This window comes from Streptomyces sp. NPDC050264 (genome assembly GCF_040655895.1).
In the GTDB taxonomy this organism is placed as follows: Bacteria; Actinomycetota; Actinomycetes; order Streptomycetales; family Streptomycetaceae; genus Streptomyces.
Map to the genome: position 1 here is coordinate 88,778 of NZ_JBFAKV010000022.1, position 17,766 is coordinate 106,543.

A 17,766-nucleotide genomic window follows, 5' to 3' on the forward strand; every position below is an offset into this window, starting at 1 on the left:
CATGCGATGACATCGCTTGATGACACGAACGGGAAAACCTTTGCGTCCCTCCATACCGGCGCCCGCGCCCACCCCCTCCGCAACGGCCCCCGTGCTGCGCCACCCGCGCGCACTCGTGCCCGTCCTCGTCTCGCTCGGCATGCTCGTCGCCGTCGTCAGCAGCCTCGGCGCACCACTGATCCCGACCATCGCCGCCGAGGACCACGTCGGCGTCTCCACCGCGCAGTGGGCGCTGACCGTGACGATGCTGGTCGGCGCCATCGCCACGCCGGTCATGGGGCGGCTCGGCGACGGCCCGTACCGCAAGCGCGTCATCCTCACCGGGCTCGGCGCCGTCATGGCGGGCAGCCTGCTGGCGGCGCTGCCGCTCGGCTTCCCCTGCCTGCTCGCCGGCCGGGCCCTGCAGGGCGTCGGCATGGGACTCGTCCCGCTCGCCATCGCCACGGCCCGCGACGCGCTGCCCCCGGAGAAGGCCCGCGCGGCGGTGGCGACGCTCTCCCTGACCACCGCGGCGGGTATCGGCCTCGGCTACCCGATCACCGGACTGTTCGCGGAGTACCTCGGCATGTACGCCGGGTTCTGGTTCGCGGCCGCCACCGCGGTCGCCGCGTTCGTCGCGACCGTGATCGTCGTGCCCGCACCGCCGCACCGGCCGACCACCCCCATGGACGTGCCCGGCGGGCTGCTGCTGGCCGGCGGCATGGCGGCGCTGCTGCTGAGCCTGGCGGAGGGGGAGCGCTGGGGCTGGAGCTCCGGGCGCCTGCTGGCGCTGGCCGTCGTCGCCATCGCCCTGCTCACCGGCTGGGTGGCGCACTCGCTGCGCTCCCCGCATCCGCTGGTCCGGGTGAGCCTGGTCAAGGACCGCGGTGTCCTCGTCGCCAACCTGACCACGATGGTCGGCGGCGTCGGCACCTACCTGCTGATCGCTCTGGTGACCCGGTACGTCCAGACCCCCGAGGCCGCCGGATACGGCTTCGGCGCGTCCATCGTCGTCACCGGGCTGCTGCTCGTCCCGTTCTCCGCGGCCAGCCTGCTCACCGGCCGCCTGGTCCGCATGATGGGCAGCGCCGCCACCCCCGCCCGCATGCTGCCGCTCGGCTGCCTCCTGTCGTTCGCCGGACTGGTCTGCTTCCTGCTCGCCCGCTCCAGCCTGTGGGGCATCGGCGTGATGATGGCGCTGGCCGGACTCGGCGTGGGCGTGACGTTCGCCGTCACCCCCGGACTGATCGTCGGCGGGGTGCCCGCGGCGGAGACGGGCAGCGCGATGAGTTTCAATCAGGTCGTGAAGTACATCGGATACTCGACGGGCAGCGCGCTCAGCGCGGTCGTCCTGCAGGCCCACACCGACGTCGGCGCGGTGCTGCCGACCAATGACGGCTACCGCAGCGCGGGCCTCGTCGGCTGTGCCGCCTTCCTGATCACCGGCGTGATCGCCGTCGTACTGACCCGGGTCGGCGCCCGCCCGCGGCCGTCCCTCGTCGCGGCGGGCGCGGGCACCGCGGCCGAGGCGAGCACAGAGCCGAGCCGCCCGTGACCGGGCCGGGCCAGGACCGGCGCCGAAGCGGTGCCCCCAGCCGCGAAGCGCTGCTGCGGGCGGCGACGGAACTGTTCTCCGAGCGCGGCTACGACCGCACCACCATCCGGGAGATCGGCGAGCGGGCCGGAGTCGACGCCGCACTGATCGCCCGCCACTTCGGCAGCAAGGCCCTCCTCTACGTGGAGGTGCTCCGCTCCGAGCACGGCGACAGCACCCCGGACGACTTGCTGACCGAGCCCCGGCTGCGCGAGGTCGCCGAACGGGCCGAACGGCGGGGCCCGGTACCGCTGCTGCGCGTCGCGGTCCAGCCGTTGAGCGAACAGCGCGCCCAGGACGCCACGCGCGCGGCGCTGCAGGCGCGACTCGTGGAACCGCTGCGGGACCGCTTCGCCCGCGAGGGCCGCGACCGCCCGGGCCTGCGGGCCGACGTGCTGGTCGCGGCGGTCGCGGGAGTCCTGCTCGCCCGCCACTCCGGGGCGTTCGACGACCTGGCCGACGCGGAGGTCGGCGACGTCGTCGACATCCTCATGGAGATGTACGCGGGCGGCGCCTGAGCGCCGTTCGGTGCGGGGCTCAGCAGACGCTGTCGGTCGGCTTGGGGTTGCCCAGGCCGAACAGCGGACGCAGCCGCAGCCCCGCCCAGGTGCCGAGGATGGCGACGCCGCCCCAGATCCAGCCGTGCAGCGAGCCCGAGGCGATGCCCGCGAGGTAGGCGCCGATGTTGCAGCCTCCCGCGAGCCGCGCCCCGATGCCCATCAGGACACCGCCGAGGACCGCGGCGAGCGCCGTCCGCGCGGGGATGCCGCGGTGCAGCTTCCACACCCCGCCCGCGGCGGCGGCGACGGCGGCGCCGACCATGATGCCGATGTCGGTGAGGCTGTTCTTGTCGGCGAGCACGGGCCCCGACAACTGGGCGGCGCTGCCGGGCTGCTGCCAGTACGTCCAGGCCTCCGGCGAGCCGCCGAGCGCGCCCACCACCTTGGAGCCCCACAGGGAGAACGCGCTCGTGATGCCCCAGGCACCGCCCGAGACGAGCAGCACTCCGGCGCCGAGCACCGCGAGCACCACCGCGCCCGCGACCAGCGGCCAGGAGCCGCGTACGGTCCGGGCCAGAGCGCCCCGCGCCGAGGGCGCGGCGCCGATCGGCGGGGGATTGCGGCGGGCCTGGACAGCGCGTGCGACGAACCAGATCGCGGCCAGCGCCACGATCGTCACCGCCCAGGAACCGAACCAGCCGACGTGGTCGGAGAGCAGGAAGGGGTCGAACGCGGGCAGGTCGTTCCAGAGCCCGAACTGCCAGGCGGCGAGCGTCGACCCCGTGATGAAGCCGAAGAGGGTGAGCACGATGGTGCTCTGCCCCGAGCCGACGGCGAAGAGGGTGCCGGAGGCGCAGGCGCCGCCGAGCTGCATGCCGATCGCGAAGAGGAACGCGCCGACCAGCAGGCCCACGCCGATCGGCCCCGCGCTGGGCGCGGGCACCGAGCCGAAGAGGCCGCTGCCGGTCCCGATGATCAGCGCGAAGAGCGTCGCGGTGGTGCCGAGGAGCAGCGTGTGGGCGCGCAGCCCGGTGCCGTTGCCGACGGCCACCAACTGCCGCCAGGCGGAGGTGAACCCGAACCGCGAGTGGAACAGCGCGAACCCGAGCGCGATGCCGAGCAGCAGCAGGACACCGGGCTTGGCCCCGTGTTCGGCGAAGACATGGCCGGCGAGGGCCACGCCGATGACGCCGGCGCCGATCAGCGGTGCCCGCCGCACCGGTGGCGCGGGTTCGGCGACGGGGGCGGGGGACGAGGTGGGGGCAGGCGCGAGCAGGGCGGCCCTGGGCGGCGCCCCGGCGGGGGGAGCGGTGGTCACGGTGAGTCTCCGGAAGCGGGAGGGGGAATGTCGGACGGGCGGCGACGGCGGGGTTCCGCGGCCTGGAGTCAGCTGCGACAGAGCGCGTCGTCGACGCTCCACGGCGTGGCCGCGAAGAGCGCGAGAGCGAGCTGACGTGCGGGTCCGAACATGTGCACCACTGTAAGGATCTCTTCGGGATCCCATAAAGGTGTCTCATATGGCGAGCGGCACGCGGCGCGGCCACCGGGCGCCCTGCCGCACAGGCATACAGTCATGCCTATGACGCAAGGCAACGGTGAGCTGGACAGTCTGGTACGCAAACGCATCCGCGCCCTGCGGCTGGCGCAGGGCTGGTCCCTGGAGGAGCTGGCGGGCCGCGCCAAGGTCAGCCAGTCCACTCTCTCCCGTATCGAGAACGGACAGCGACGCCTCGCCCTCGATCAACTCGTCGTCCTCGCGCGCGCCCTGGACACCTCGCTCGACCAACTGGTCGAGACGGCCACGGACGACGTCGTCTCCCACCCGACGATCGACAGCGTCCGCGGGCAGATGCGCTGGCCCATCAAGGCGGAACCCGGTATGAGCGTCATCCGCCAGCGCATGACCGAACCGCCGCCCGACAAGCCCTCGCGCATGCGTGCCCACCCGGGCCGCGAATGGCTCGTCGTCCTGTCCGGCACCGCGATCCTGCTCCTGGGCGACCGGCGCCTGCGGATCGAGACCCATCAGGCGGCGGAGTTCCCCACGATGCTCCCGCACGCCATCGGAGCCGACGGCGGACCCTGCGACATCCTCGGCATCTTCGACCGCGACGCCCGCCGCGGCCACCAGCGCGGCGAAAAAACGTAGATCATCGGCAGCTGTGCGCCGTGCGTTCCCGGGTAATCGGCGCCCAACGGGGAACGTCAGGCCAGGCTCGATACACAAGGAGCGGGACTCAATGATCACCGTGACGGCGCAGGGGCGGAACCAGGCCACTCGGAACGAGGAGGACCTGGACGAGCGCGCATACACGGATCCTTCCTCCATCGCGCCGAAGGACGCGCGAGAGGTCGGCAAGCGGTTCTTCGACCGCCTCACCCTTCTTGAAGAAGGCACACACGAATACCAGTACGTGCGCAACTGCCTGATCGAGATGAACCTCTCTCTGGTGCAGTACGCGGCCTCGCGGTTCAAGCACCGCGGCCCGCAGGAGATGGAGGACATCATCCAGGTCGGCACGATCGGCCTGATCAAGGCGATCGACCGGTTCGAACTCACCCGCGAGGTCGAGTTCACCTCTTTCGCCGTGCCGTACATCACCGGTGAGATCAAGCGGTTCTTCCGCGACACGACATGGGCCGTGCACGTCCCGCGCCGGCTGCAGGAAGCCCGCCTCGAACTGTCGAAGGCCACCGAGGAACTGCGTACGCGCCTGGGCCGCTCGCCGTCGACGGCCGAACTCGCCGAGCTGATGCAGCTGGAGCCGTCCGAGGTCGCGCAGGCGCAGATGGCGTCCAACGGCTACAACGCCGTCTCCCTGGACGCGGCGATCAACGGCCAGGACGACGAGTCGGACACGATGCTGGCCGACTTCATCGGCGTCGACGAGGAGTCCTTCGAACTCGTCGAGAACTTCCATTCGCTCGCCCCGCTGATCGCGGAACTCGACGAGCGGGACCGCACCCTGCTGCATCTGCGCTTCGTCGAGGAGCGGACGCAGCAGCAGATCGCCGACGAGCTGGGCTGCTCGCAGATGCACGTGTCGCGGCTGATCACCCGGGTCGTGGGCAAGCTCCGCGCCGGCCTGCTGGTCACCGACTGACCGTCACCGGCCCTGCGGGGACGAACACGACGAGGGCGCTGCCGCGGAAGATCCGCGGCAGCGCCCTCGTCCGTCTCCGGCCGCCGCTCAGCTCGCGGTGAGGCGGAACTGGCTCTCGAGCTCCTGGTCACCGGAGGCAGAGCCCGCGTCCTCGACGGTGAAGGCCCGCGCCAGCGCCCTGCGCACCGTCGTCACGTCGTGCGGCGCCCCCTGGGCGGTCAGGGACACCGAGCCGTCGATCCCGCCCGTGCCGGAGGCGGACGTCAGGTCAGATCCGTCGGAGAACGCCTGGAACACGGCCGTCCAGACCGTGGCGTGCGTGCTGTCGTCACCTGGCGTGTCCTGCGAGGGCGACTGGTCGGGGAACTCCGCGGAGAGATGTGACAGCACGCGACGGGCGTCGTCGTCCGAGCAGTCGCTCAGGGTCACGGTGACCGGGTGGTCGTTGTGGGCGTGGGGTGCGGGGTTCATACGTATCTCCTGGATCGTCGAGCGACAGAGCTGCCCGGCGGCCCTCGATTGCTCTGTCTGCGGGGGCCGGTCCACGGGTTCCCGCGTAAGCCGAACGCACTCGTCCGGTTCCGGCTTCTTCTCCCAGCGTGACCCACGCCGATCACGGGCGCACCCAGGTGAGGGCCACCGGCGCGCATCAACCCTCCCGGCCCTGGGTACGCGGGGTGATCTCCGCTCCAGGCGGTCACCGTGCGAGGCCCCGCACAGTGTGAGCCCCTGGTGGAGGACCTCGGTCCACGGGATCGAGCCGCAGAAGGCGACCCCCACCGCACGCGAGCACGCAGGGAGGCGCGAGAACATGCGCGCACTGACATGGCAAGGCAAGCGGGACGTACGCGTCGAGGAGGTTCCCGATCCGCGTATCGAGAAGCCCGACGACATCATCGTCCAGGTGACGTCCACCGGTATCTGCGGCTCCGACCTGCACCTGTACGAGGTCTTCGGCCCGTACCTGGACGTGGGCGACATCCTCGGGCACGAGACGATGGGCGTCGTCGCGGAGATCGGGCCGGAGGTCACCGGCGTGGCCGTGGGCGACCGTGTGGTGATCCCGTTCAACGTCTCCTGCAACACCTGCTGGATGTGCAAGCAGGGCCTGCACTCCCAGTGCGAGACGACGCAGGTGAGGTCCATGGGCAGCGGAGCCGCGCTGTTCGGCTACACCAAGCTGTACGGGCAGGTGCCCGGCGGCCAGGCCGAGTACCTGCGGGTCCCCTTCGGCAACACCCTGCCCATCAAGGTGCCGGACGGCCCCCCGGACGACCGGTTCGTCTACCTCTCCGACGTCCTGCCCACCGCCTGGCAGGCCGTCGAGTACGCGGACATCCCCCCTGGCGGCAGCGTGACGGTCCTGGGCCTCGGCCCCATCGGGGACATGGCGACCCGGATCGCCAGGCTGCGCGGCGCGGAGCGCGTCATCGGGGTCGACCTCGTCGACGCCCGGCTCGACCGCGCCCGGCGCAACGGCGTCACCGCCCTGGACCTGCGCGAGCACGGCAAGAACGTGGGAGACGCGGTACGCGACCTCACCGACGGCCGCGGGACGGACGCGGTGATCGACGCGGTCGGCATCGAGGCACACGGCGCGCCCGTCGCGCAGGCGGCCCAGTGGGCCACCGGACTGCTCCCCGACAAACTCGCCCGGCCCCTGATGGAGAAGGCGGGCATCGACCGCCTCAGCGCCCTGCTCACGGGGATCGACGCGGTACGCCGCGGCGGCACGCTGTCCATCAGCGGCGTCTACGGCGGCGCGGCGAGCCCGATGCCCCTGCTCCAGATGTTCGACAAGCAGCTCCAGGTACGCATGGGACAGGCCAATGTGTGGCGGTGGGTCGACGCCATCCGCCCGCATCTCACCGATGAGGACCCGCTGGGCGTCGACGGATTCGCCACGCACCACCTCCCTCTCGCGGAGGGACCGGCCGCGTACGCGACCTTCCAGGCCAAGCAGGACGGCATGGTGAAGACGCTCCTGAAGCCGTGACCGCGAGCGGAAACGAACGCCTGTCACCGTCAGGCGTTCCTGTCCCGGAAGGCGCCCCATGACCGCACCCGCACGGGCCGGACAGCTCCGTCGGCCGTCCCCGCGCCTACTGGCGCCCCCCGGCGTGTACGCGCCGCAGTACGACACCGCTCTGCTGATCCGCGCCCTGAGCGAGGAGCAGGTCGGTGAGAACACCGAGGTGCTGGACCTGGGCACCGGCACAGGAGCGCTGGCCCTGGCCGCGGCGCGGCGGGGCGCGCGGGTGACGGCTGTCGACCTGTCGTGGCGGGCCGTGTGGACGGCGCGCCTGAACGCACGCATCGACCGGACGCCGATCACGGTCCGGCACGGCGATCTGGGCTCCGCGGTCGCGCCCGGCTCCTTCGACCTGATCGTCAGCAACCCGCCCTACGTACCCGCGCCCTCCCGGCTCCCTCCGCGCCACGGCGCCGCCCAGGCCTGGGACGGCGGGCTCGACGGCCGCATCGTGGTGGACCGCGTGTGCGACGCCGCCGCGCGGGCACTGCGTCCGGGAGGCACCCTGCTGATGGTCCACTCCGGGCTGTGCGACGCGTCCGCGAGCCTGGTCCGGCTCGCCGACCGCGGCATGGGCGCGGCGGTGACCGACGGGATCTCCGTGCCGTTCGGGCCGGTGATACGGGCGCGCCGCGCCTGGCTGTGCGCCCGAGGACTTCTCGACGACGACGCGACACACGAAGAGCTGGTGGTCATCCGTGCCGAACTCCTCTGAACGCCCGCGCCGGATCACGGTCGACCGCGAGGGACCCCTCCTGGTCGAGGGACCGGTCGAAGTGACCGACGGTGACGGGAGCACCCACGTGTCACGGCGGTTCATGACCGCGATCTGCACGTGCCGCCGCAGCCGGACCTTTCCCTGGTGCGACACGAGTCACCGCAAGCACCGCCGCGCCGCGGAGGACCGCGACGCGGCAACGGAGGGGGACGAGCTGTGACCACGATGACGGAGTCGCGACTCCTGCAGCCCGAACTGCCCGCACCGTGCGGCCAGTTGTCCGGCGCGGTCGTCGGCGTGCTGCGACGCAACGAGCTGCAGACCGAAGCGCTCGCCGCCGCACAGGCGGGCGCCGGGGCCGCCGAACCGTACGGCCGGGACCTCCAGCTGGCGCTGTACGTGCTCTACGAGCTGCACTACCAGGGGTTCCGCGGGGTCGACGCCGACTGGGAGTGGGACCCGCAACTGCTGGGCCTGCGGCGCGCGTTGGAGCGGCGCTTCCTCGCCGCCCTGCGCGTCGACGCGGCACCCCGGGCCGACGCCGGACAGACGCTGGCGGAGCTGCTGGTGGAGACCACCGGATTCGACGCCGCCGGCGTGAGTCACCACCTGCAACGCGACGGCGAGCTGTGGCAGTTCAGGGAGTACGCGGCACTGCGCTCGCTGTACCACCTCAAGGAAGCGGACCCGCACGCCTGGGTCATCCCCCGGCTGCACGGCCGGGCGAAGGCGGCCATGGTGGCCGTCGAGTACGACGAGTTCGGCGCCGGCCGCGCCGACGACATCCATGCCGGGCTCTTCGCCGAGCTGATGGCGGACCTCGGTCTCGACACCGCCTACGGCCACTACCTGGACGCGGCGCCGGCGCCCGCCCTCGCCACGGTCAACCTCATGTCACTGTTCGGCCTGCACCGCGCTCTGCGCGGCGCGCTGGTCGGCCACTTCGCCACGGTCGAGATCACCTCCTCGCCCGGCTCGCGCCGCCTCGCGGACGCGTTGCGGCGTCTGGGCGTGGGAGCGGCGGCACAGCGGTTCTACGACGAGCACGTCGAAGCGGACGCGGTGCACGAGCAGGTCGTGCGACGGGAGGTGGTCGGCGGCCTGCTGAGCGCGGAACCGGACCTCGACGCCGATGTCGCCTTCGGGGTCACCGCGACCGGATTCCTCGAAGAGCGCCTCGCGGAGGAGCTGTTGGTGCGGTGGCGGCAGGGACAGAGCGCGCTGCGCCTTCCTCTGCCGCCGGGCTGAGGCGCGTATCCCGGCGAAAACGCGTTGCCCGGGCCGGTCCGCCTTGTTAGCGTCACGCCGACGCGAGAGACGCGTGATCTCAGGACAGGGAGGTTGATGAATATGGCCGTCGTCGGTCCGCATCAGCATGCCCTTGTCCGGCTCGCGACAGAGTAGAGCGTGAGCCGGGTCGCCCTGACGACCAGGAGAAACACGTGACTTCCACTCCCGCACCCACCCCTGACCTGATCACCGAGCGTCTCGTCCTGCGCCCCTGGACCGTGAGCGACGCGGACGCCGTGCTGGCGGACGACAGGGCGACGGACTGGGCGGGCGATTTCCCCGCCGAGGGCGACCGCGTGATCGCGGGCCTCTTCGCCGAACACCCCGACTGGCTCGGCCCGTACGGCCACCGGCTGATCGTCGAGCGTGCGTCCCATTCCGTGGTGGGCTCGATCGGCTTGTTCCGGCCGCCCGCCGACGGCGCTCTGGAACTCGGCTACGGCATCGTGCCGTCCTGCCGGGGCCGGGGCTACGCCACCGAGGCCACCCGGGCCATGGCGGCGTTCGCCCTCACCGCGCCGGATGTCGACGCCGTGGTGGCGCGCGCGGAACTCTCCAACCCGTCATCGGTCCGCGTACTGGAAAAGGCGGGCTTCCACCACTTCGCCACCGCGGAGAACACCGCCGGATTCAGGACTCACCCGCCGGACGTGACACGACTGGGCGAGCCCCCGGCCGCGCCCTGAACCGGCCGGGGAAACCGGGCACCCTCAGCTGTCGCCTGCCCGAGGAGCACCGGAGGCCGCCCCGCACGCCGCGGCGGCGGCCTCCACCGGGCGCCGGTCCGGTTGCCGGGAGCGGCCGGCGCGGCGTGAGCTTGATCGGGTGCGATCGGCAGGCATGACCGGCGCCGCACCGAGTACTCGATCAGGGTGGGCCTCCCCAGGGGCTCAGGACAGCGCGGACTCCTCCGCACCGAGAGAAAGGCGCATCATCATGGCTGACACCTCGCTCGACGGCCGTCGTGTCCTGGTACTCGTCACCAATTACGGTGTCGAGCAGGACGAACTGCTGGTCCCGCTCAAGAAGCTGAAGGACCAGGGCGCGGCCGTCACCGTCGCCGCCCAGAAGGCGGAATCCGTGCAGACGCTGGTGGGGGACAAGGACCCCGGCGAGACCGTGGAGCCCACGACCACGTTCGGCGCGGTGGACACCGACGACTACGAGCTCCTGCTGATCCCCGGCGGCACCCTCAACGTCGACACGCTCCGGCTCGACGAGAAGGCGGTCGAGACGGCCAGGGCGTTCGCCACCTCCGGACGGCCGATCGCCGCGATCTGCCACGGGCCCTGGGCCCTGGTGGAGGCAGGTGTCCTCCAGGACAAGACGCTGACCTCCTACCCGTCCCTGAAGACCGACATCCGCAACGCAGGGGCGAAGGCCTGGGTGGACGAATCCGTCGTGAGCGACGCCGCGGGCGGCTACACCCTGGTCACGTCGCGCACGCCGAAGGACCTCGACGACTTCGTGGGCGCGATCAACGAGGCGCTCACCGCCTCCTGACCCGTCGCCGCGGTCCTGCCCCCTCCGCCGTCAGCCCGCACCGAGCCAATGAAGGAGCCCCATGAGCGCCCGAGCAGCCGTCTTCGACGTGGACGGCACTCTCGCCGACACCAACCATCTGCACACCGTGTGCTGGTGGGAGGCGTTGCGTCAGGCCGGCCACCGGGTACCGATGGTCTCGGTCCTGGGCGCCATCGGCCTCGGCTCCTCCGACCTGCTGGAACACCTGCTCGGGAAGGAGCGGGACCGTGACCGGGACGCCACCGTCAGCGCCGCGCACAAGACGCTCTACGCCACCTGGTACGAGCGCATCGCCCCCTTCGAAGGCGCCGCCGAACTGCTGAAGCGGCTGCACGCCGACGGCTGGCCGGTGGTCCTGGCGACGTCGGCGGGCGGGCCCGAGCTGGCGGCGCTGCGCTCGGCCATCGACGCGGACGACGCGATCACCGCGACCGCGAGCTCCGACGACGTGTCGGAGGGGAAGCCCGCCGCGGAGCCCGTGCGGCACGCGCTGGAGCTGGCCGGGGCACAGGCGCCGGGCAGTGTCTTCGTCGGCGACTCCGTCTGGGACATGCGGGCGGGGCAGCGCGCCGGCGTCATCCCCGTGGGTGTGCTCAGCGGCGGCGTGAGCCGGGCCGAGCTGGAGAAGGCGGGCGCCGTCGAGATCTACGCGGACACGGCCGACATCCTGCGGGGACTCGAACGCAGCGCCTTCGGCCGCTGACCTCCGACCTGGAGCCCAGGGCCGGCGTCGGCATGGTTTGCGCACAGCGTGCAGGGACACCCGGCGACTTCGAGATCGAGATGAGAGAGGCCGGTGGGACAGCATGGTGGATCGCTTCGCTGTGGAGCAGTCGGTGCTCGCGGCAGCCGAGGGCGACCCGGCCCGTCTCCCCGAGCGCCTGTGCGAGGCCCTGCGGGAGAGCGTGTCGATGGAAGGAGCCACCCTCTCGCTGTTCACGGACACCCCGCACCGTCAGTTGCTGTGCGCGACCAGCGACGCGGCCCTGCGCCTGGAGAAACTGCAGTTCGGGGTCGGGGAAGGCCCCTGTGTCACAGCCGCGCGGACGGGCGACAAGGTGATCGTCAACGACCTGCGCCGTGACCTGACCGCCTGGCCCGTGTTCGGCGCCTGCGCACAGGAGCAGCTCTCCGACGTCGGCGCGATCTACGCCTTCCCCCTGCGGCTGGATGCCCGCCGTACGCTCGGCGCGGCCGACGTGCTGTGCGGCGAGCCGCGCGACCCGGACCCGGAGCTCATCGAGAGAGGCGTCATCGCCGCCCACGTCGCGAGCGTGGCCCTGCTGAACACCTACCAGGCCACGATCGAACAGGGCGGACTGCCCCCGTGGGAGCCCGAGGACATCATGGATTCCTACTGGGGACCGACCCACGCCGCAGTGGGCGTACTCGTCGTCCAGCTGGACGTCACGGCCGAAGAGGCGCTGACCCGCATGCGCGCCCGCGCCTTCGGTAGCGGGCGCGCGCTGCCGGAGATCGCGGACGACGTCATCGCGAACCCGTCGAGCTGGTCGGAGGGCCGCTCGGCCTGAACGCCTGCTCGGTGCTCTTCTCGGTGCGGGGCGAGAACCAGGTGGCGGACCGCATGGGCGGCACCGTCGGAGCGGCGTGCACTTCCGCGCGGAAAGCGACGACCGCCTCGCGCGCTCCCTTCAGACCGATTCGGGCGAAGTCCGCTTCCAGCTCGGCGAGTTCGGCGAGCGTCTCCTGAGGAGCGCGGCCCAGCCGGGCCCGTGACTTGGTGAGGCCGAGCCGGGCGAGCGCCGCCCCGCGCTTCTCGTGCATCTCGCTGAACTCCTCCCACGCGATGCCGTACGTGACGCGGGCGGCCTCGTACCAACCGGCGCGGTAGAGGATGTTGCCGCGCATCTTGTGGTTGTAGGCGAGCGCGCCGGCCAGGTTCATGGAGCGGCAGACGACCTCGGCCTCGGTGAGCAGGGCCAGCGCCCGGTCCGACGCGCCGCGCAGCGACAGCACGTCTGCCACCCCGCGCAGCGACCAGGCGCGCCCCCGGGCGTCGTCCGCCTCGGTGGCGATGCGTACGGACTCCTCGAAGAGGCCGAGGGCCTTGTCGTAGTCACCCCTGTTGCGGTGCATCTGGGCGATGCCGGACATCGCCCAGACCATGTGGCGGGCCTCGCCGTGCGCCCGGCCCTGTTCGAGCAGCTGCTCGTGCAGCTCGGCGACCGCGGCGTAGTCGCCCTGGATGCGACCGGTCTCGGCGAGACCCGCGAGGGAGTAGCCGTGCGCGAGCCGGTCGCCGCCGCGGGCGGCGAGCGTGACGGACCAGGCGAGCAGCCGGCGGGCCAGGGCGAGTGTGCCGCACTGCCGGGCCAGCGTGCCGCCGCTCCACAGCGCCCACGCCATGGCGCCCTCGTCCCCGGCGGTGCGCGCGCTGCGGTAGCTCTCGTGCCAGGCGGCCCGCGCGTCCCCGACCCGGCCGAGGCGCCGGTTCGCCTCGGCCACCGCCAGTGCGGCGCGGGCTCTGTCCGTGGCGGTGACGGCGTCGGCGAGGGCGCGGCTCGCGGTCGACAGGACGTCCTCGTACGAGGAGTTCACGCCGAGCTCCGCGCTCAGTTCACCTTGGTACTCGGGCGCGAACGCCTTGCCGTGCATCAGTCTCCGGCCTCTCGGTCAACTCCGTGGTCCGATCAAGAAACTACGAGGTGGCAGGGGTGGAGCGAATCCCTCCGCGTATGGGTTGTGCCGTACGACTGAAGTGCTACGCCGAGCGTCCGTCTCCTCACCGGGATGTAGGGGACGGGCGGGCCGGGGTGACGGGCACCCCGAGATATTCGGGCTGTTTGTCCTGTTTCCATACTGTGGTGTCGGGTACCCCGAGAAGCGAGAAGAGGGCGGAACGTCAGGTTCCGTCCGGTGTCCTCAGTCGCAGCTCTGGAGATTTCATGTCGGACCGGCGGAAGAGTTCGTTCGCGACCGTCAACCCCTACAGCGGGGAGACGCTCGCGGAATTCCCGGCCATCGAGGGTGCGGAGGTCGACTCCGCCCTCGAAACCGCTGGCCATGCCTTCGACGCGTGGCGGAAACGGCCGATTACGGAGCGTGCCGCCATCGTCGGGCGTGCGGCGGAAATAATGAAGGAGCGCAAGGAGGAGCTGGCACAGACCATCACCCTGGAGATGGGGAAGCTGATCTCCGAAGCGCGTGGCGAGGTGGATCTCGCCGCGTCGATCCTGGAGTACTACGCGCAGCACGGGCCGGACTTCGCCGCCCCCGAACCGCTCGACGTCGAAGAGGGCGAGGCGTACCTCGTCAGTGAGCCCCTCGGTGTCCTGCTGGGCGTCATGCCGTGGAACTTCCCCCTCTACCAGGTGGTCCGCTTCGCCGGTCCCAACCTGGTCCTCGGCAACACGGTGCTGGTCAAGCACGCCGGTATCTGCGCGCAGTCCGCGCTCGCCCTGGAGTCGCTGTTCCTCGACGCGGGCGCCCCCGAGGGCGTCTACACGAACCTGTTCGTGAGCCACGACGAGATCTCCCGGATCATCGACAGTCCGGTGGTCCGGGGGGCCTCCCTCACCGGCAGCGAAGGCGCGGGCGCCCAGGTCGCCGAGCGGGCCGGGCGGAACATGAAGCCCAGCCTGCTGGAGCTCGGCGGCAGCGACGTCTTCATCGTCCTGGACGGCGAGAACCTGGAGCGCACGGTCGGCGCCGCGGTGGCGGGCCGGATGGCGAACACGGGCCAGAGCTGCGTGGCCTCGAAGCGGTTCATCGTGCTGGAGGACGTCTACGACGACTTCGTCGAGGGGATGCGCCGCAAGTTCGAGGAACTGCGGCCGGGCGACCCCGCGGACGCGTCGACCACCCTCGGCCCGCTCTCCTCGGAGAAGGCGGCCGCCGACCTGGCCGACCAGCTCCGCGAGACGGTGGACCAGGGCGCGGAACTGGTCACCGGCGGCCACCGGATCGACCGCTCGGGCGCCTTCGTCGAACCGACGATCATCACCGGCGTCAAGCCCGGGATGCGCGCCTACGCGGAGGAGCTCTTCGGGCCGGCCGCGGTGATCTACCGGGTGGCCGACGAGGACGAGGCCATCGCCCTCGCCAACGACAGCCAGTACGGCCTCGGCGGCTCCGTGTTCTGCGCCGACGTCGAGCGCGGGCGCCGCGTCGCGGAGCGCGTGGAGACGGGCATGGTCTGGGTGAACCACCCGACCTCGACCCAGCCCGACCTGCCGTTCGGCGGCATCAAGCGCTCCGGCTACGGGCGTGAGCTCTCGAAGCTCGGCATGCGGGAATTCGTGAACCGCAAGCTCGTCCGCGTCCTGCCGCCCGACGCGGAGCTGACCGGGATCGCCGGCTGAGGGTCTCCCTCCGCGTCCCGCGCACGAGTGACGGGACGAAGCCGGACAGGTATCCGACCATCACAGACAACCATCGACAGACATCAGGAGAGTCACCGTGACCGCAGTTCCCGACATCACCCTCAACAACGGCGTCAAGATCCCCCAGCTCGGCTTCGGCACCTTCCAGATCGAGCCGGACGAGACCCAGGAGACGACCCTGGCAGCGCTGGAGGCCGGCTACCGGCACATCGACACGGCGCAGATGTACGGCAACGAGAAGGGCGTCGGCGACGCGGTCCGCGAGTCCGGCATCGACCGCGCCGACGTCTTCGTGACCAGCAAGCTCGACAACGGCGCCCACGCGCGCGACGACGCCCTCAAGGCGTTCGACCGCACCATGGACGAGGTGGGTCTCGACTACCTGGACCTCTTCCTCATCCACTGGCCGCTGCCCGGCAAGGGCGACTTCGTGGAGACGTGGAAGGCGCTGGAGGAGATCTACCGCTCCGGCCGCGCCAAGGCCATCGGGGTCTCCAACTTCCAGCCCCACCATCTGCGCCGGCTGCTGCAGAACAGCGACGTGGTGCCCGCGGTCAACCAGATCGAGGTGCACCCCTACCTCACCCAGGACGACGTCAGGGCCTTCGGCGCCGAGCACGACATCGCCACCGAGGCCTGGTCGCCCATCGCGCAGGGCAAGGTCCTCGACGACCCGACCATCAACCGCATCGCGCAGTCGGTGGGCAAGTCGCCGGCCCAGGTGACGCTGCGCTGGCACCTCCAGCGCGGGGACATCGTCTTCCCCAAGTCGGTCACCCAGAAGCGGATCCTGGAGAACTTCGACCTCTTCGGCTTCGAGCTCAGCGAGGGCGACATCGGCGAGATCTCCGCGCTGAACCGCGACGAGCGGACCGGGTTCGACCCGGACCACTTCAACGGCTGAGGGCCCGCGGGAGTCTTCGCCGCGGGCCGTCGAGGCCCCGGATCAGTGCAGGTAGCCCAGTGCCGACGACACCTGGTCCGCGTACTCGATGGCCCGCCCGGCGAGCTCTCGCTCCCGGTGGGTGAGATCCAGCGCCGAGAGCGACCCGGAGACGGACAGCGCGGCCACGACGTCCCCGGACCGGTCGCGCACCGGGACCGCCAGACATGCCCGGCCCAGCGCCAGCTCCTCCACCTCGGTGGCGTAGCCGCGGCCGCGTACCCCGTCGAGATCCTTGAGCAGTTCCGCGACGCCGGTGAGCGTGTGCGGTGTGTACGAGGGGTAGCGGGCCCCGACCGCGGCCTCGACCTCGTCCGGCTTCAGACCGGACAGCAGCGCCTTGCCCATGGCGGTGGCGTGCAGCGGGGCCAGCCGCCCGGTCAGGGTGAAGGAGCGCTGCGTGCGCGGCCCTTCGAAGTGGCAGAGGTAGAACATCTGGTCCCCGTGGCGCTCCGCCACGTTCGCACCGAGGCCGGTCTCGTGCGCGAAGTTCTGCGCCACCTGCCGGGCGGCGCGGAACACGGGGGACTGGTTGAGCGCGATCCCCGCGAGACCGACCAGGCGGGGGCCGAGGCGGTGCAGGCCGGTGCGCTCGTCGCGCGCGAGAAATCCGAGCGATTCGAGCGCACCGACCAGCCGGGAGACCGTCGACTGGCCGAGCCCTGTCAGCTCGACGAGCTCCGCGATCCGTCGTTCGGGGTGCTCCTCGGTGAAGTAGATGAGGAGCGAGAGGGCGCGCTCAACGCTCTGGGTCCCGGCACCTGCGGCACGAGATGTAGCATCCATATCGTGGATGCTACATCCTCATGTGCGGGTTGCCGCTGTGAGTGCGCCGGCTTCACCCCGCGCCGGCCACTCGACTTCCTCCAGAACCTCGTCGAGTGCCCGGCGCGTCACCGCGTCGAGCGGCGCGGCGGGCAGCCGGACCCGCGCGGACGCGATCACTCCGCGTCGCACCAGGACCTCCTTGTGCACCGCCCACGCCTGGCCCGCGCGCACGCCGAGGTGGATGAGCGGCCGCACGTTCCGGTACAAGGAGCGGGCCAGGGCTCGCTCGCCGCTGTTCAGGGCGTCCAGGACGGTGCGCAGGACGTCCGAGAACTCGCAGGCCGGCATGGTGCCCACCGCGCCCTCGGCGTGTTCGTCCAGCAGGTACTGGGCGTTCTGGCCGCCCAGTACGGCGAAGTCGGGGCCGGTGGCCGCCGCCACGGCCGCGATCTTTGCGGGCGGTGCGGGCACCTCGACCTTGACCGACGTGATGTGCGGCTCCGCGGCCAGGGCCACGATCTGCTCGACGCCCAGGGACACACCCGTCACGCCGGGCGCGTCCTGGAGCATGACGGAGGCGTCCGTCGCGGCGGCCACCTCGGCGAAGAACTCCAGGACCTGGGCGGGGGAGGGCTTGGTCAGGAACGGTGGCAGGACCATGAGGTGGTCGGCGCCGCCGTCGACCGCCCGGGAGGCCAGCTCGCGGGACGTGACGGTGCTCGTGCCGTTCACCCCGGCCACCAGCGGAAGCGCCGGCCCGGCGACGGCACGCACCTCCCGCAGGATCGTCGCGCGTTCGGTCTCGGTGAGGGCGAAACCCTCGCTGGCCATTCCGAAGACGGCGAGCCCGTCCACACCGCAGGAGAGCTGGAACTCGACCAGCGAGCGCAGTGAGGGAACGTCCAGTTCCCCGCTGTCGGTGAAGGGTGTGGCGAGGATCGGCATGAGGCCACGGGGGAGTACGGGCACGG

General features: G+C 71.6%; 19 protein-coding genes. 14 read left to right on the forward strand and 5 right to left on the reverse strand.

The annotated features are described in order from the left end of the window. Positions 1-40 precede the first annotated feature (40 nt). Positions 41-1,534, forward strand: coding sequence for an MFS transporter (locus tag AB0J02_RS32045; RefSeq protein ID WP_363197322.1), 1,494 nt, complete (start codon positions 41-43; stop codon positions 1,532-1,534). Further along, complete coding sequence (locus AB0J02_RS32050; protein WP_363197323.1) at positions 1,531-2,091, forward strand: TetR family transcriptional regulator; 561 nt, start codon at positions 1,531-1,533, stop codon at positions 2,089-2,091. Before AB0J02_RS32045 ends, AB0J02_RS32050 begins: the two co-directional genes overlap by 4 nt. Before the next feature lie 19 nt (positions 2,092-2,110). Here AB0J02_RS32050 and AB0J02_RS32055 read toward each other — a convergent pair whose 3' ends face one another. Then, entirely contained in the window at positions 2,111-3,391 is a 1,281-nt protein-coding gene (locus AB0J02_RS32055; protein WP_363197324.1) for a YeeE/YedE family protein, read from the reverse strand. A 261-nt stretch (positions 3,392-3,652) separates the two neighbouring features. Between AB0J02_RS32055 and AB0J02_RS32060 the strand changes: the two genes are divergently transcribed. Together AB0J02_RS32060 and AB0J02_RS32065 are read left to right on the forward strand one after the other, a co-directional pair. Further along, positions 3,653-4,222: an XRE family transcriptional regulator gene (locus AB0J02_RS32060; RefSeq protein WP_363197325.1), complete on the forward strand. Its 570-nt coding sequence runs from the start codon at positions 3,653-3,655 to the stop codon at positions 4,220-4,222. 91 nt (positions 4,223-4,313) lie between these two features. After that, the gene (locus AB0J02_RS32065) at positions 4,314-5,177 is read left to right on the forward strand and encodes a SigB/SigF/SigG family RNA polymerase sigma factor (protein ID WP_363197326.1); all 864 of its coding nucleotides are present in this window, start codon (positions 4,314-4,316) and stop codon (positions 5,175-5,177) included. Between the two features lie 87 nt (positions 5,178-5,264). Here the strand turns inward: AB0J02_RS32065 and AB0J02_RS32070 are convergent, their stop codons facing one another. After that, entirely contained in the window at positions 5,265-5,648 is a 384-nt protein-coding gene (locus AB0J02_RS32070) for a hypothetical protein (protein ID WP_363197327.1), read from the reverse strand. Positions 5,649-5,988: 340 nt separating this feature from the next. On the opposite strand from AB0J02_RS32070, the gene AB0J02_RS32075 reads away from it, so the two are divergent. The 8 genes from AB0J02_RS32075 (at position 5,989) to AB0J02_RS32110 (ending at position 12,273) form a co-directional block, all read left to right on the forward strand. Then, the gene (locus AB0J02_RS32075; protein WP_363197328.1) at positions 5,989-7,173 is read left to right on the forward strand and encodes an alcohol dehydrogenase catalytic domain-containing protein; all 1,185 of its coding nucleotides are present in this window, start codon (positions 5,989-5,991) and stop codon (positions 7,171-7,173) included. Between the two features lie 58 nt (positions 7,174-7,231). Beyond that, positions 7,232-7,924: a HemK2/MTQ2 family protein methyltransferase gene (locus tag AB0J02_RS32080; protein WP_363197329.1), complete on the forward strand. Its 693-nt coding sequence runs from the start codon at positions 7,232-7,234 to the stop codon at positions 7,922-7,924. Further along, complete coding sequence (locus AB0J02_RS32085) at positions 7,908-8,147, forward strand: CDGSH iron-sulfur domain-containing protein (protein WP_363197330.1); 240 nt, start codon at positions 7,908-7,910, stop codon at positions 8,145-8,147. Before AB0J02_RS32080 ends, AB0J02_RS32085 begins: the two co-directional genes overlap by 17 nt. Further along, complete coding sequence (locus tag AB0J02_RS32090) at positions 8,144-9,175, forward strand: iron-containing redox enzyme family protein (RefSeq protein WP_363197331.1); 1,032 nt, start codon at positions 8,144-8,146, stop codon at positions 9,173-9,175. The genes AB0J02_RS32085 and AB0J02_RS32090 overlap by 4 nt, the downstream gene beginning before the upstream one ends. 194 nt (positions 9,176-9,369) lie before the next feature. Continuing rightward, a complete protein-coding gene (locus AB0J02_RS32095) occupies positions 9,370-9,903 on the forward strand; it encodes a GNAT family N-acetyltransferase (protein WP_363197332.1) in 534 nt (177 codons plus the stop codon). Between the two features lie 250 nt (positions 9,904-10,153). Next, complete coding sequence (locus AB0J02_RS32100) at positions 10,154-10,720, forward strand: type 1 glutamine amidotransferase domain-containing protein (RefSeq protein ID WP_363197333.1); 567 nt, start codon at positions 10,154-10,156, stop codon at positions 10,718-10,720. A gap of 61 nt (positions 10,721-10,781) precedes the next feature. Continuing rightward, entirely contained in the window at positions 10,782-11,444 is a 663-nt protein-coding gene (locus AB0J02_RS32105; protein WP_363197334.1) for an HAD family hydrolase, read from the forward strand. Between the two features lie 103 nt (positions 11,445-11,547). Continuing rightward, the gene (locus AB0J02_RS32110; RefSeq protein ID WP_363197335.1) at positions 11,548-12,273 is read left to right on the forward strand and encodes a GAF and ANTAR domain-containing protein; all 726 of its coding nucleotides are present in this window, start codon (positions 11,548-11,550) and stop codon (positions 12,271-12,273) included. Here AB0J02_RS32110 and AB0J02_RS32115 read toward each other — a convergent pair. Continuing rightward, complete coding sequence (locus AB0J02_RS32115; protein WP_363197336.1) at positions 12,230-13,357, reverse strand: tetratricopeptide repeat protein; 1,128 nt, start codon at positions 13,355-13,357, stop codon at positions 12,230-12,232. The two genes, AB0J02_RS32110 and AB0J02_RS32115, sit on opposite strands and share 44 nt — an antisense overlap. A gap of 290 nt (positions 13,358-13,647) precedes the next feature. Here AB0J02_RS32115 and AB0J02_RS32120 point away from each other — a divergent pair, with 290 nt between their 5' ends. Then, positions 13,648-15,063: an NAD-dependent succinate-semialdehyde dehydrogenase gene (locus AB0J02_RS32120; protein ID WP_363197337.1), complete on the forward strand. Its 1,416-nt coding sequence runs from the start codon at positions 13,648-13,650 to the stop codon at positions 15,061-15,063. 97 nt (positions 15,064-15,160) lie between these two features. Next, positions 15,161-15,988, forward strand: coding sequence for an aldo/keto reductase (locus AB0J02_RS32125; protein WP_363197338.1), 828 nt, complete (start codon positions 15,161-15,163; stop codon positions 15,986-15,988). A gap of 42 nt (positions 15,989-16,030) precedes the next feature. On the opposite strand, the gene AB0J02_RS32130 is transcribed toward AB0J02_RS32125, so the two are convergent. Both AB0J02_RS32130 and AB0J02_RS32135 read right to left on the reverse strand, forming a co-directional pair. Continuing rightward, complete coding sequence (locus AB0J02_RS32130; protein WP_363197339.1) at positions 16,031-16,813, reverse strand: IclR family transcriptional regulator; 783 nt, start codon at positions 16,811-16,813, stop codon at positions 16,031-16,033. Positions 16,814-16,831: 18 nt separating this feature from the next. Further along, entirely contained in the window at positions 16,832-17,764 is a 933-nt protein-coding gene (locus AB0J02_RS32135) for a dihydrodipicolinate synthase family protein (protein ID WP_363197340.1), read from the reverse strand. Positions 17,765-17,766 lie beyond the last annotated feature (2 nt).